15 protein-coding genes and 1 tRNA gene are annotated in these 14010 nt (G+C 69.0%); 12 read left to right on the plus strand and 4 right to left on the minus strand.

The genetic code is table 11. The features are described from left to right. Window positions 1–117: 117 nt before the first annotated feature. The 3 genes from ACLBV5_RS04830 to ACLBV5_RS04840 are packed head-to-tail and all read right to left on the minus strand — an operon-like array spanning window position 118 to window position 1896. Complete coding sequence (locus tag ACLBV5_RS04830; protein ID WP_134582237.1) at window positions 118–708, minus strand: demethoxyubiquinone hydroxylase family protein; 591 nt, start codon at window positions 706–708, stop codon at window positions 118–120. An 11-nt stretch (window positions 709–719) separates the two neighbouring features. After that, window positions 720–1259: a disulfide bond formation protein B gene (locus ACLBV5_RS04835; protein WP_025976164.1), complete on the minus strand. Its 540-nt coding sequence runs from the start codon at window positions 1257–1259 to the stop codon at window positions 720–722. A gap of 55 nt (window positions 1260–1314) precedes the next feature. After that, the gene (locus ACLBV5_RS04840) at window positions 1315–1896 is read right to left on the minus strand and encodes a YqaA family protein (protein ID WP_447604978.1); all 582 of its coding nucleotides are present in this window, start codon (window positions 1894–1896) and stop codon (window positions 1315–1317) included. Between the two features lie 225 nt (window positions 1897–2121). On the opposite strand from ACLBV5_RS04840, the gene hppD reads away from it, so the two are divergent. The 12 genes from hppD to ACLBV5_RS04900 all read left to right on the plus strand — a co-directional run bounded on the left by hppD (window position 2122) and on the right by ACLBV5_RS04900 (window position 13563). After that, the gene (gene hppD / locus ACLBV5_RS04845) at window positions 2122–3207 is read left to right on the plus strand and encodes a 4-hydroxyphenylpyruvate dioxygenase (protein ID WP_278070313.1); all 1086 of its coding nucleotides are present in this window, start codon (window positions 2122–2124) and stop codon (window positions 3205–3207) included. Continuing rightward, window positions 3208–3393: a hypothetical protein gene (locus ACLBV5_RS04850; protein ID WP_025976167.1), complete on the plus strand. Its 186-nt coding sequence runs from the start codon at window positions 3208–3210 to the stop codon at window positions 3391–3393. Window positions 3394–3545: 152 nt separating this feature from the next. Further along, a complete protein-coding gene (locus ACLBV5_RS04855) occupies window positions 3546–4631 on the plus strand; it encodes an isoaspartyl peptidase/L-asparaginase family protein (RefSeq protein ID WP_025976168.1) in 1086 nt (361 codons plus the stop codon). Beyond that, window positions 4628–5113 carry an isoprenylcysteine carboxylmethyltransferase family protein gene (locus ACLBV5_RS04860; RefSeq protein ID WP_313633781.1) on the plus strand — a complete coding sequence of 162 codons (486 nt, stop codon included), beginning with the start codon at window positions 4628–4630 and terminating at the stop codon, window positions 5111–5113. The genes ACLBV5_RS04855 and ACLBV5_RS04860 overlap by 4 nt, the downstream gene beginning before the upstream one ends. Further along, on the plus strand, window positions 5104–5403 hold the full coding sequence (locus tag ACLBV5_RS04865; RefSeq protein ID WP_025976170.1) for a hypothetical protein: 300 nt from the start codon (window positions 5104–5106) through the stop codon (window positions 5401–5403). Before ACLBV5_RS04860 ends, ACLBV5_RS04865 begins: the two co-directional genes overlap by 10 nt. A 59-nt stretch (window positions 5404–5462) precedes the next feature. After that, on the plus strand, window positions 5463–6470 hold the full coding sequence (locus ACLBV5_RS04870; protein ID WP_447604979.1) for a fumarylacetoacetate hydrolase family protein: 1008 nt from the start codon (window positions 5463–5465) through the stop codon (window positions 6468–6470). Window positions 6471–6559: 89 nt separating this feature from the next. Further along, a tRNA-Leu gene (locus ACLBV5_RS04875) sits at window positions 6560–6644 on the plus strand. A 138-nt stretch (window positions 6645–6782) separates the two neighbouring features. Beyond that, entirely contained in the window at window positions 6783–7343 is a 561-nt protein-coding gene (locus tag ACLBV5_RS04880) for an SbtR family transcriptional regulator (RefSeq protein WP_447604980.1), read from the plus strand. Then, complete coding sequence (locus tag ACLBV5_RS04885) at window positions 7340–9040, plus strand: MFS transporter (RefSeq protein WP_447604981.1); 1701 nt, start codon at window positions 7340–7342, stop codon at window positions 9038–9040. The genes ACLBV5_RS04880 and ACLBV5_RS04885 overlap by 4 nt, the downstream gene beginning before the upstream one ends. 13 nt (window positions 9041–9053) lie before the next feature. Further along, window positions 9054–10175 (plus strand): HlyD family secretion protein, encoded by a 1122-nt coding sequence (locus ACLBV5_RS04890; protein ID WP_447604982.1) that lies wholly within the window; start codon window positions 9054–9056, stop codon window positions 10173–10175. A gap of 111 nt (window positions 10176–10286) precedes the next feature. Further along, entirely contained in the window at window positions 10287–11546 is a 1260-nt protein-coding gene (locus ACLBV5_RS04895) for a multidrug effflux MFS transporter (protein ID WP_447604983.1), read from the plus strand. A gap of 52 nt (window positions 11547–11598) precedes the next feature. Further along, complete coding sequence (locus tag ACLBV5_RS04900; protein ID WP_447604984.1) at window positions 11599–13563, plus strand: M1 family metallopeptidase; 1965 nt, start codon at window positions 11599–11601, stop codon at window positions 13561–13563. Window position 13564: 1 nt separating this feature from the next. Here ACLBV5_RS04900 and ACLBV5_RS04905 read toward each other — a convergent pair whose 3' ends face one another. After that, window positions 13565–13996 (minus strand): DUF488 domain-containing protein, encoded by a 432-nt coding sequence (locus tag ACLBV5_RS04905; protein WP_447604985.1) that lies wholly within the window; start codon window positions 13994–13996, stop codon window positions 13565–13567. Window positions 13997–14010: the final 14 nt, after the last annotated feature.

A 14010-nucleotide genomic window follows, 5' to 3' on the forward strand; every position in this document is an offset into this window, starting at 1 on the left:
ATCGCGGCGGCCTGAAGGTTTGATCACGCCGTCGCCGCATCCTTGCTGAATGTCGCGTCGACACCCCTCATCCGTCTCGCTGCGCGAGCCACCTTCTCCCTCAAGGGGAGAAGGGTTCTAGATGCGTTCGCTGATCTTGATGGCGGCCTTACAGCCGACCTTGATGACGCTGCTGAGCAGGCGGTAGGCGGGGGCCTCGCGGCTGCCGTGCTCGATGGCGTGATCGTGGTGGGCCAGTTCCTCTTCGCGGAACTTGGTCAGTTCGGCGGCCAGTTCGGGGTCGCGCTCGCGGATCTCCTCGATCTGGTCGGCGTAGTGTTTCTCGATGACGCTCTCGACCGCCTCGGTGCAGGCGTGCGCCGCCTTTTCCGAAATCAGGGCGGTGCCGGCGCCCAGCGCCGTGGCCGCCAGCTTCCACAGCGGGATCATGGCCGTCGGGCGCACCCGGTTTTCGGTCAGCAGCGCCTCGAAGCGGGCCAGGTGGACGGCCTCGTGCCCTTCCATCTCGGTCAGGTCGGCGGCGATGGCGTCCTTGCCCTTGCGGCCTTCCAGCACGGCGCGCTGGGCGCGGTAGATGTGGACCGCGGCGAACTCGCCCGCATGATCGACGCGCAGGATTTCGGCCAGGCGCGCCTTGTCCTGACCCACGCCGGGGCGCGGCAGGGGAATGCGGCGGGCGGCGGCGATGTCTTCAGCGGATTGGGTCATGACGCCCCTTCTTAGCTCTTGGGCGCGCGCGCGTCCTTGGGACGTTTCGCCGCCAGCAGGCTGATGATAGCCAGCGCCAGGGAGATGACAAAGTTCCAGCCCGCCATCGACAGGCCCGCAAAACTCCACGGCGCGTCGCCGCAGGAGACGAAGGCCGTCCCGCCGCCCGTCCCGTCGATCAGCGCCGTCAGCGCCGACAGGTCGATCGAGGTCGAGGGCGCGGCCATGCAGGTCGCGGGCAGGCTCCACCATTTCAGCTCGCCCCCGGCGTGATAACCCGCCGTGATCGCTCCCGTCAGGAAAACGACGGCCAGCAGGAAGGAGGCGATGCGCGGCGTGCCCCGGCTGGCCCGGCTGAACAGGGCCCAGAAGGTGGCGGCCCCGGCGATGGCGACGGCGGCCCAGTAAACCTCGCGCTGCTTCAGGCACAGGCTGCACGGCGGCAGTCCGCCGAACCGCTCGAACGCATGGGCGGCGCCCAGCATGGCCAGGGCGGCGGCCAGGGCGAAGGCCGTCCACCAGCGGGTCAGCAATTTGTAGATCGCGCTCATCTGCGCCTCACAGGAACCGGGCGCCTCTCATAAACCGTGCCGGGGGCGGCGTCGATCAGTGTCCGATAAGCTTGACCATAAAGAAGGCGCCGATCAGCAGCACCAGGAACAGCACGGTGAACAGGGCCAGCCGCTTTTCCACGATCGCCAGCATCGGCGGCCCCCAGCGCTTGAGCACGAAGGCCACCAGGAAGAAGCGGGCGCCGCGCGTCACGACGCACAGGGCGATGAACAGCGCCAGATTGAACTGGAAAATGCCCGAGGCGATGGTGATCAGCTTGAAGGGGATGGGCGTCAGCCCCTTGATCAGGATGACCCAGGCGCCGTGCTGCTGGAACAGGGCCTTGGAGGTCTCGAAGGTGTCGGCCTTGCCCAGCCAGGCCAGCATCTGCAGGCCGACCGGCTCCAGAAAATAGCCGATGGCGTAACCCAAAAGGCCGCCCAGCACCGAGGCGATGGTGCAGACCGTCGCATAGAAATAGCCGCGCTCGGGCTTGGCCAGCACCATCGGCGCCAGCATCACGTCCGGCGGAATCGGGAAGAAGGAGCTCTCGGCGAAGGAGACGACGGCCAGCGAGCGGGTGGCGTGACGATGGCGGGCCAGAGAGAAGACCCAGTCGTAGAGCTTGCGCAGCATTCAGGCGTCCTGATCGAGGCCCCCGCCTCTTGTCATCCCGCCCGATAGCAGGCTGCGCCGATGCGGGCGAGAGGTCAGGGCGCGGCTGCGACACCGGAACGTGCGCCCTTTCCGCTGAAACCCGCCTTGCGCCCCATGCCGCCCCGCCAGTAGGTTCCGCCCCAATCAGCGGCCGCGCCATCACGGTCCCGGCCGCGCCAAACCATAAGAGAGAGGAGACGCGTCATGCAGGACGCCGCCAAACTCGACCAGGAAAACCCCCTTGGCGTCGACGGCTTCGAGTTCGTCGAATTCACCGGCCCCGAGCCCGAGGCGATGATTTCGCGTCTGGAGCTGATGGGCTTCACCCCGACCCATGTGAACCCGGCCAACGATGTTGTGCGCCTGAAGCAGGGCGACATCACCATGCTGGTCCATCGCACCCCCGCCGGACAGGCGGCGGACTTCGCCAAGGATCACGGCCCATCGGCCAACGGCATGGCCTTCCGCGTCGCCGACGCCAAGGCCGCCTATGAAGGCGCGCTGGCGCGCGGCGCCCGCGCCGCCGAGGGCGTGCATGGCGGGGCGCTGGCGCACGACTACCCCTATGTGCTCCAGGGCATCGGCGGCAGCCTGCTCTACGTCATCGACCAATATGGCGAGACCGGCTCCCTCTATGACGCCTGGGACGAGATCGAGGGCTGGGAAGAGGCCGAGCGCAAGAACAGCGTCGGTCTGGAGATCCTGGACCACCTGACCCACAACGTCCGTCGTGGCGAGATGCGGACCTGGTCGGGCTTCTACAACTCGGTGTTCAACTTCGAGGAGCAGAAGTATTTCGACATCAAGGGCAAGGCGACCGGCCTGTTCTCCCAGGCCATGATCGCGCCCGACCGCGCCATCCGCATCCCGCTGAACGAGAGCCAGGACGAGAACTCCCAGATCGAGGAATTCATCCGTCGCTACAACGGCGAAGGCATCCAGCACATCGCCCTGACGACCGAGAACATCTTCGAGACGGTCGAGGCCATGCGCGCGCGCGGCGTCGAGTTCCAAGACACCATCGAGACCTATTTCGAGCTGATCGACAAACGCCTGCCGGGCCACGGCGAGGACGTGGAGCGGATGCGCAAGAACCGCATCCTGATCGACGGTTCGGACGAGGAAGGCCTGCTGTTGCAGATCTTTACCCAGGACACCTTCGGCCCGATCTTCTTCGAGATCATCCAGCGCAAGGGCAATGAAGGCTTCGGCAACGGCAACTTCCAGGCCCTGTTCGATTCGATCGAGCTGGACCAGATCCGTCGCGGCGTCATCAAGGTCGACGCCTGAATGCGGTTCCGGCCGCCGCACTGGCTGCCCTGGCTCGGCCCGCTTCTGGCGGCCGGCGCCGGGGCGCTCGCGGGCGAATACTGGCTGGGCGGCGGGTTCTGGATGGTCCTGATCGCCGCCCTCGTCTGCGGCTTCGCTCCGATCCTGGCCTATCGCGTCTGGCGACGCCTGCATCAGAAACGCTAGCCTTGCTCTCCTCCCCATGGAATGGGGAGGGGGACCGCGAAGCGGTGGAGGGGTCTCTTCAGCGGAACCAAGCAGCCCCTCCATGTCGTCCGCTACGCGTCCGATCCACCTCCACATGCAATGGGGAGGAGAAACACACTGGGGAGCCTGAAATGAAGTCCATCGCCTTCGCCGCTGCTGCGGCCGCCGCCGTTCTGGCCGCGCCGGCCCTCGCTCAGGAGGCGCCGACCTGGTCGCTGGCCATCCACGGCGGCGCGGGCGTGATCGAGCGCGCCCAGCTGAGCCCTGAGCGCGACGCGGCCTATCGCGCCGGACTGCAGGCGGCGCTGGACGCGGGCTCGGCCGTGCTGGCGCGCGGCGGCTCCTCGCTGGACGCGGTTCAGGCCGCCGTCGAGGTGATGGAGGACAATCCCCTGTTCAACGCCGGGCGCGGCGCCGTCTTCACCTCGGCGGGCAAGAACGAACTGGACGCCGCCGTCATGGACGGCACGGACCTGAACGCCGGGTCCGTCGCGGGCCTGACCCGCACGCGCCACCCCATCGCCGCCGCCCGCGCGGTGATGGAGAAGTCGCCCCACGTCATGCTGATCGGCGAGGGCGCCGAGACCTTCGCCCGCTCGGCGGGTCTGGAAGAGGTCGGCCCCGGCTTCTTCTTCACCGAAAGCCGCTGGCAGGCCCTGCTGAAGGCCCTGCGCGACGCCGGCCAGCCCCTGCCGCCGCGCCCGGAAGGCGCGCCGGCCGAACCGGCCCGCCTAGGCCCGGCCGCGCCCCTGGCCTTCAACCTGCATGAAGCCCCGCTGGACGAGCGCAAGTTCGGCACGGTCGGCGCCGTGGCGAGGGACAGCCAGGGCCGCCTGGCCGCCGCCACCTCGACCGGCGGCATGACGGCCAAGCGCTGGGGCCGGGTCGGCGACGTGCCGGTCATCGGCGCCGGGACCTACGCCTCCAACGCCGACGGCTGCGCCGTCTCGGCGACGGGCTCGGGCGAATACTTCATCCGCGCCACCGTGGCCCGCGACATCTGTGCGCGCACCGCCACGGGCGCCTCCGTGCAACAGGCGGCCGACGCCGAGATCGCCGAGGTCGGCTCGATCGGCGGCGACGGCGGCGTCATCGTCATGGGCAAGGACGGCGTCCACGCCTTCTCGATGAACACCTCGGGCATGTATCGCGGCGCGGTGTCCTCGACCTCGCCCGCGCGCGTCGCCATCTACGGCGACGAAGAAGCCGCGCGTTGACGCCCACGAAGCCGGGCAGGGGCGATCATTCGGGCGTCGTCGTGCCGCCGCCCGCCATCTATTTCGCCTTCCTGCTCGGCGGCTGGGGGTTGGGCCAGTGGCTGGGCGAGCCGTCGCTCGGTCTGGCGACAGAGGTTCGGCGCGGCCTCGCCCTCGTATTGATCTTGGGCGGCCTGCTGCTGGACGGGGCGGCGGCGGGCTATTTCCGCCGCCTCGGCACCCCGCCCGAGCCGTGGAAGCCGACGACGGTGCTGGCCACCGGCGGCCTCTACCGTTTTAGCCGCAACCCGATCTATCTGGGGTTCGCCATCACCTATCTGGGGCTGGCGGTCGCCATGGACAGTCCGATCGCCCTGGGCCTGCTGATCCCCTGCCTGATCGTGATCGACCGCTTCGTCATCGCCCGCGAGGAGCGCTATCTGTCCGCCCGTTTCGGCCCCGAGTACGAGGCCTATCGCCAGGAGGTCCGTCGATGGCTGTAAGCCCTGAAACGCCCGAACCCCACGCCGACGAACTGTCGGAAATGGCCATAGAGGAGCTGGACGCCGCCTGCGCCCTGCGCTGGGTCGAGATGAAGGCGATCACTCCCTGGGGCGACACCTATGAGGGCATGGCCCCGTCCGGTCGCGAGGTCGAGGTCGAGCGTCGCTATCTGTGGGCGCACGACCCCGTCGGCGCCATCATCATCGAGGTCGAGGTGCGCGACCCGGCCAAGCGCACGGGCGCCGAAGCGCGCGCCGTCATCAGTCCGCCGGGCGTCCAGACCGTCTGACGCGTCTGCGCCCCTCGCGCAGACTTCCCTCCGCCCCTGCTTCGGATTAGCTTCAGCTCATGAAACTCGCCTCGCTCAAGCACGGCCGTGACGGCCGCCTCGTCGTCGTCTCGAATGACCTGAACTGGTTCACGGACGCCTTCCTGATCGCGCCGACCCTGCAGGCGGCGCTGGACGACTGGGAGCGGTGCGAGCCGCTGCTGCGCGCCCTGGCCGAAAGCCTGGAGCATGAAGCCGTGCCGCGCGGCCGTTTCCGCGAGCACGAGGCCGCCGCCCCCCTGCCGCGCGCCTATCAGTGGGCCGACGGCTCGGCCTATGTGAACCACGTGGAACTGGTGCGCAAAGCCCGCGGCGCCGAGATGCCTGAGAGCTTCTGGACCGATCCGCTGATGTATCAGGGCGGCTCCGACGGCTTCCTGTCGCCGCGCGACGCCATCCCGCTGAAGGACGAGGCCTGGGGCTGCGACCTGGAGGCCGAGATCGTGGTCGTGACCGGCGACGTAGCCCTGGGCGCCAGCCGCGAAGAGGCCCTGGCCTCGATCCGCCTGGTGGGCCTGGTCAACGACGTCAGCTTGCGCAACCTGATCCCCGGCGAACTGGCCAAGGGCTTCGGCTTCGTCCAGTCCAAGCCGGCCAGCGCCCTGTCGCCGGTCTTCGTCACGCCGGATGCGCTGGGCGACCGCTGGAAGGACGACAAGCTGTCCGGCGCCCTGCTGGTCCAGGTCAACGGCCAGGACTTCGGCCGCGCCGACGCGGGCGTCGACATGACCTTCGACTTCGGCACCCTGATCGCCCACCTGGCCAAGACCCGCGCTCTGGGCGCCGGAACCGTCATCGGCTCGGGCACGGTGTCGAACAAGGACGCCGACGGCGGCCCCGGCAAGCCGGTGTCCGAAGGCGGTCTGGGCTACAGCTGCATCGCCGAGGTCCGCACCGTCGAGACCATCCAGACCGGCGCCGCCAAGACGCCCTTCCTCAAGCACGGCGACACCGTCCGCATTGAAATGCTGGACGACAAGAACCGCACCGTCTTCGGCGCCATCGAACAGACGGTCGAGCCGGCCTGAGCAACCCGATAAAAACTGGCGACGGCTGCGCTTCATCGATTGACGCGACCTCAGCCGTCGCTAGATTGCGCCGCCTTGAGCCAGGCCGTGCCGGTGTGGTGGAATTGGTAGACGCGCCGGACTCAAAATCCGGTTCCGCAAGGAGTGTCGGTTCGAGTCCGACCACCGGCACCACCGGCCCCTGAGCCGGCTTCCAGACAATATCCAAATGTTCCGTCGCAAAGACGTTCGCGGCGCAGCTTGCGCGCGACTTGCGCATTCAAGGCAAGACAGCCCTTGAACAACCGGACACCCGTGTCCACTTAGCGCGCCATGACCCGTCCGTTGCGACAAGACGCCGCAGAACGTCGTGAGAAGCTGCTTCAGGCGGCGCAGGCCGCCTTTGCGCGCGACGGGCTGGATGCGCCGCTGCACCTGATCGCCGAGCAGGCGGGCGTGGGGCGTGCGACCCTGTATCGAAACTTCGCCGATCGCTCCGAGCTGGCCCTGGCGGTTTTCCTGAAGCAGATCGACGACCTGGCGGGGCGCACCCGCGCGCGGCTGGACGATCCGGACGTCTTCATCTGGTTCCTGGAGCAGATGACCCGGCTGATGCTGGACAGCGCGGGCCTGTCCAGCGCGATCCGCGATCTGAAGGACGAGGCTCTGGCCCCGATCCGTCAGGGCCTGAAAGCCGCCGGCGCCGAGGCCCTGGTCGTGTCCCAGGCGGCGGGGCGGGTGCGGCCGGATCTGAGCGTCGAGGATATCCGCGTCCTGGCCCTGATGCTGGGCGCCCCGTCGCGGACGGCGCCGGCGAAGGCGCGCGAGGCGCTCAGCCTGCGGTCCCTGGCCCTGGTGCTGGACGCGGTGCGGCCGCGCGGCGAGGCCGCATGAGCCGCCGTCACTGGGACCTGCCGTGGGAGGATTACCTCGCCACCCTGAAGCCGCACGAGCGGCCGGTCCTGCCCGGTTCGCCCGCGACGCCGGATCACACGACGCCCTGGCGGCTGGCCTACGCCTTCGTCGGGGTGCTGGTGGCCCTGACCGGCAGTCTGGGCAACGCCGCCGTGACGGCCGACCTGCCGCAACTGGCCGGAGCCCTGGGCGTGACCATGACCGAGGCGGCCTGGCTGCCCGTGGTCTTCGTCATGACCAACGCCTGCATGAACCTGCTGCTGGTCAAGTTCCGCATGCAATACGGCCTGCGCCTGTTCACCGAGATCATCCTGGTCGTCTTCCTGGCCACGGCGGCGGCGCATCTGTTCCTGGAGGATTTCGGCTCGACCCTGGTCGTGCGCGGCGTGGCCGGGATGGCGGCGGCGGGGATGTCGACCCTGGGCATCCTCTACATCATCCAGGCCTTTCCAGCGCAGCACCGGCTGAAGGGCATCATCATCGGCGTCGGCCTGTCCAGTCTGGCCATTCCGCTGGCGCGGCTAGGGGTCATGCGCCTGCTGGATCTGGATCAGTGGCGGGCCTTCTACATGTTCGAACTGGGGCTGGTGCTGGTGGCCCTGCCCGCCGTCTTCGCCCTCAGGATGCCGCCGTCGCAGCGTGTGCGCGTGTTCGAGCGCCTGGACTTCGTCACCTTCGCCCTGTTCGCGCCGGGCGTGGCTCTGCTGACGGCGGTGCTCGGGCTGGGCCGCGTCGTCTGGTGGACCGAGGCGGCGTGGATCGGCTGGGCCCTGGTCGGGGCGATCCTGCTGCTGACCGCCGCCGCCCTGATCGAATACAACCGGACCAACCCGCTGATCGACCTCAAGTGGCTGGCGGGCCGGGACTTGGTGCGGCTGCTGCTGGCCATCCTGCTGGTGCGGATCGTCCTGTCGGAACAGACCACCGGCGCGGTCGGCTTCCTGCAACAGATGGGGCTGGTCCCGCAGCAGATGCAGGGCCTGTTCCTGGTCATGCTGGTCGCCACGGCGGCCGGGACGCTGGTCAGCGCCTTCACCCTCAATCCGATGAAGCTGTGGAAGCCGATCTCGATCGCCCTGGTCATGATCGCCGTCGGCGCCTTCATCGACACCCACGCCACCGTGCTGACGCGCCCGACCCAGCTCTATTTCAGCCAGGCGCTTCTGGCCTTCGCCGCCGCTTTCTTCATCGGCCCGACGATGATCCTGGGCTTCGGCCAGGTGCTGCAGGGCGGGGGCAAGAACATGGTCAGCTTCATTGTCCTGTTCTCGATCGGCCAGAACGTCGGCGGACTGATGGGCTCGGCCCTGGTCGGCACGATCCAGACCCTGCGCGAGAAGTTTCACTCCAGCCAACTGTCCGAGAGCATCGGCCTGGGCGATCCGGAGACCGTGCTGCGCCTGCAGCAGTTGGGCGGCGCCTACGCCCACGTCATCGGCGACGCAGCCCAGCGTCAGGGCGCGGCCCTGCGCCTGCTGCAGCAGCAGGTCAGCCAGCAGGCCCAGGTGCTGGCCTACAACGACGTCTTCCTGCTGATCTCGGGGGCCGCCGCGATCGGCGCCGCCTGGGTCGCCCTGAACCACTATCGGCCCAGGCTGGAGGCGCGCCGCGCCGCCCGCCTGGCCCAGACGCAAGCCTCCGACGCCGCCGCCTCCGTCGCGGCGGCCGTCGATTGAACCGGACAAGACCATGACCGACGCCGCCCCCCCGCCGTCCGCTGCCGCCGCGCCTCCTGCGCCCCCTCCGTCTGGGCCGACTCCTGCCGCGCCGCCGCCGTCCAACGGTCGTCGCGTGATGTGGAGCGTGGCCCTGATCGCCATGGCCGTGGTGGGGATCGGCCTGATCCTGCACGCCTGGCGCCTGCCGCCCTTCTCGGGCGGGCCGCAGACGACGGACAACGCCTATGTGCGCGGTCAGGTGACCATCATCAGCCCCCAGGTCAGCGGCTATGTCACCTCGGTCGAGGTGCAGGACTTCCAGACGGTGAAGCAGGGGCAGCTTCTGGCGACCATCGACGATCGCATCTATCGCCAGCGGCTGGAGCAGGCCCAGGCCTCCCTGCACGCGGCTGAGGCGGCGCTGGCCAACTCGGCCCAGAGCCAGGCCTCGGCGCGCGGATCGGTGGCCCAGACGCGCGCCGCCATCGCCGCCGCCCAGTCGGCCGTGACCAAGGCCCGCGCCGACGCGACGCGCGTGCGCACCCTGTTCGAGGGCGGCTGGGTCGCCCAGGCCCAGGTGGACACGGCCCAGAACGCCCTGCGCGCCGCCGAGGCCCAGCTGGCGCAGGCTCGCGCCGCCGAGGAGGTGGCCCAGACCGGCGTCACCTCGGCCGTGGTCGGCAGAGGCTCGCTGGAGGCCGCCGTCGAGAACGCCCGCGCCCAGGTGCGTCTGGCGCAGATCGATCTGGACAATACGCGCATCACCGCGCCGCGCGACGGACGGCTGGGCGAGGTGACCGTGCGTCAGGGCCAGCAGGCGGCGGTCGGGACGCAGTTCATGGCGCTGGTCCCCGACGTGGTCTGGGTCACGGCCAATATGAAGGAGACGCAGATGCGCGACGTGCGCGTCGGCCAGCCTGTCGAGATCACGGTCGATGCTCTGGGCGGTCGCGTCCTGACCGGCAAGGTCGAGCGCATCTCGCCCGCGACCGGCTCCGAGTTCAGCGTCATCCGCCCCGACAACGCCACCGGCAATTTCACCAAGGTGGCCCAGCGCATCCCCGTCCGCATCGCCGTTGATCCGGGGCAGGAGGGCGTCGAGCGCTTGTCGCCCGGCATGTCGGTGACGGCCCGGATCAAGGTGAAGGCCTAGGCGGCGGGCGTTAGACTCGGCGCAAAAGGAGCGCCTGACTTTTTGTTGCAGTGCGGAAAACTTCGCCGGTCCGGGGTTGCGTCAGCCTGACGCAGGCCGCATCTGGAGCCGATGACCAGCGCCCCTTCTCCCGCGATCAAGACTCCGTCCAAGGGGCCGGGCTTCGCTGAATTCGTCTGCCTGATCGCCGTGATGATGGCGCTGAACGCTTTGGCGATCGACGCCATGCTGCCGGCCTTGCCCCACATCGGCGAGGATCTGGGCGTGACCAATGAGAACAGCCGCCAGTGGGTGATCACCGCCTATCTGCTCGGTTTCGGCGTGGCTCAGCTGTTCTATGGGCCGCTGTCGGACCGTTATGGACGGCGACCGGCCCTGTTCGCGGGCATCGGCGTCTATGTCGTCTTCAGCATTCTGGCGGCCTTCGCCCATACGTTCGACATGCTGATCCTGTCGCGGATCGGCATGGGGATCGGCGCGGCGGCGACGCGGGTGCTGGCCGTGTCTATTGTGCGCGACCGCTATGTCGGGCGGACGATGGCGCGCGTCATGTCGCTCAGCTTCCTGGTCTTTCTGGGCGTGCCGATCATCGCGCCCGCGATGGGTCAGCTGGTCATGCTGGTGGCGCCCTGGCCGTGGATCTTCGGCGTCTTCGCCCTGTCGGGCGGGGCCTTCCTGATCTGGGCGGCCTTGCGTCTGCCCGAGACGCTGCATCCCGAAGACCGGATGCCGATCGACGTCAGCCGGATCGCCGCCGCCTTCCGCTTCGCCTTCACCCACCGTCAGGGCATGGGCTACACCCTGGCCATGACCGTCATCAGCGGGGCGCTGTTCGGCTTCATCAACTCCTCGCAGCAGATCTTCTTCGACGTGTTCAAGGCGCCCGGCCTGTTCCCGGTGGTCTTCGCCCTGGTGGCGGCGGGCATCGCCGTGGCCTCGATCCTGAACGCGCGTCTGGTCGAGAAGCTGGGCTCGCGCCTGATCGCCCACGCCGCCCTGATCGGCTTCATCGGCTTCAGCGTCCTGCACGCCGTAATCGCCTGGCTGGGCCATGACAGCCTGTGGATGTTCGCCGCCATGCAGGCCTGCAAGATGTTCTGCTTCGGCTTCATCGCCGGCAACTTCGGCGCGATGGCGATGGAGCCGATGGGCCACATCGCCGGCACGGCCTCCTCGGCCCAGGGCTTCATCTCCTCCATCGGCGGCGCCCTGCTGGGCTTCGCCATCGGCCAGAAGTTCGACGGCACGACGGTGCCGATGACGGTCGGCTTCGCCCTGCTGGGCGTGGCGGCTCTGGCGCTGGTTCTGGCGGCCGAGCAGGGGCGGCTGTTCAAGGCCCGCCATCTGCCGCCGGTTGTCGCCGAGACTTGATCTTTCGGCCGCGAGGGAGCCTCTTCGGGCGCATCTGAATACGGAGCGTTCGATGACCCTGAAGCTGGTCGGGCGGGTTTCCGCCCTCGCTATAGCCGCCGCCCTCGCCACATCCCTGGGCGCCTGCGCCACGACCGGAGACGCTGTGCCGATGTCGCCTCTGGCTCCCGCCGCGTCGGTCCCGGCGAACGATTACGTCAACGACGCCCACTCCTACGCGCGGCCGGCCGAGGCGCGGGTGACGCACGTGGATCTGGACCTGGCTGCCGACTTCGCCGCCAAGACCCTGTCGGGCAAGGCGACGCTGGACGTGACCGGCCGCCCCGGCGCGACCGAGGTGGTGCTGGACGCCAAGATGCTGGACATCAAGGCCGTGACCGACGCCGCCGGCCGTCCGCTGGACTGGAGCCTGGGCGCCGAAGACCCGATCAAGGGTCAGCCGCTCAGCGTGCGCCTCCCAGCCTTCCGCGGCGGCGAGACGCAGAAGATCGTCGTCGCCTATTCCACCCGCCCCGACGCCTCGGCCTTGCAGTGGCTCAGCCCGCAGCAGACGGCGGGCGGCCGGAAGCCCTATCTGTTCAGCCAGGGCCAGGCGATCCTGACCCGCACCTGGATCCCGACCCAGGACAGCCCGGGGATTCGTCAGTCATACAGCGCGCGGATCACCGCCCCGGCCGACCTGACCGTGGTCATGGCCGCTGAGCAACTGACGCCGAACGGCGAGGCGGCCGGCGCCGGGACCAAGGCCTGGCGCTTCAAGCTGGACAACCCCATCCCCCCCTATCTGATCGCCGTCGCGGTCGGCGACCTGGCCTTCGCCCCGTTCGACGCCCGCACCGGCGTCTGGGCCGAGCCCAGCCAGCTTCAGGCCTCGGCGCACGAGCTTCAGCCGACCGCCCAGATGGTCGACGCGGCCGAGGCGCTTTACGGCCCCTATCGTTGGGGCCGCTATGACCTGTTGGTCCTGCCGCCCAGCTTCCCCTTCGGCGGCATGGAGAACCCGCGCCTGACCTTCGCCACCCCGACCATCATCGCCGGCGACCGCTCGCTGGTGTCGCTGGTGGCGCACGAACTGGCTCACTCCTGGTCGGGCAATCTGGTGACCAACGCCACCTGGGACGACTTCTGGCTGAACGAAGGCTTCACCTCCTATTTCGAGAACCGGATCATGGAGGCGGTCTACGGTCGCGACGCCGCCGTTCAGGAACAGGTGCTGGCCTGGGACGGGCTGCAGGACGAGCTGAAGACGCTGGCCGCCGCCGACACCCGCCTGCACCTCGAACTGGCGGGCCGCGATCCCGACGAGGGCATGAACACCATCGCCTACGACAAGGGCGCCGCCTTCCTGCGCACCATCGAGCAGATCGCCGGGCGCGAGCGGTTCGACGCTTGGCTGCGCGGCTATTTCGAGCGCAACGCCTGGCGGCCGATGACGTCGGAGCGATTCCTTGAGGACATCCGCACGCATCTGATCAAGGGCGACGCGGGCCTGGAGCAAAGGCTGCAACTGAACGCCTGGGTCTATGATCCCGGCCTGCCGTCCAACGTCCAGGCGCCGGTCTCGCGGGCCTTCGAGCCCGTGGATGCGGCGGCCGAGGCCTTCTACGTCGCCAAGGGCCCGGCGTCGGCCGTGCCGTGGAAGGACTGGAACACCCAGCAGCGCCTGCGCTTCCTGTCGTGGCGTCCGCAGGGGCTGGCGGCGGGGGCCGACTGGCTGACCCCGGCGCAACTGGCCGATCTGGAACGCACGCTGAAGCTGGACAGCGAGGGCAACGCCGAACTGACCTTCGCCTGGCTGCAGGCGGCCCTGGCCAACCGCTACGAGCCGGCGGCGGCTGTGGCTGACCGCTTCCTGACCAGCCAGGGCCGACGCAAATTCGTCCTGCCCCTGTTCCAGACCCTGTGGGCCGAAGGCGACTGGGGCCGGCCGATCGCCACGCGCATCTACGCCAAGGCCCGGCCGCTGTATCACCCGGTGACCAGCAACTCGGTCGATCAGGTGGTGGGCCGCCCGTAAGCTATAGGTTCATCACCTCGACGCCGTCTTCGCGGGCCAGCCGGTCGGCGAGGACGGCGCGGTGGCAGCCGCAGGCGTCGGCCTCGAAGCACAGCAGGGCGACGCGCTTCTCGCCCGCGACATGGCGCAGTTGCTGAAAGGCCGCCTCGGCGTCGGGTTCCTGCATATGGGCGTTGAAGATCGCCTGCATGGTCGCGACGTCGCCCTTGCGCGCCGCGTCGCGCCCGGCCTTGGGCGTTCCCAGGGCGCGCAGCTGCAGATAGTCGAGCCCTTCCGCCTTCAGGCTTTCGCCCAGCACGGTCTTGGAGAAGCCGGCGATGCGGGACGAGGCGACGGCGCGCACGTCGGCCACGAGCTCGACCCCGGCGGCCTTCAGCCGGTCGAGAACCTGGGCTTGCGTCGAGCCTTCGTAGCCGATGGTGAACAGTTTCATGGGCCGATCATGCG

Source organism: Brevundimonas sp. M1A4_2e, assembly GCF_053345555.1.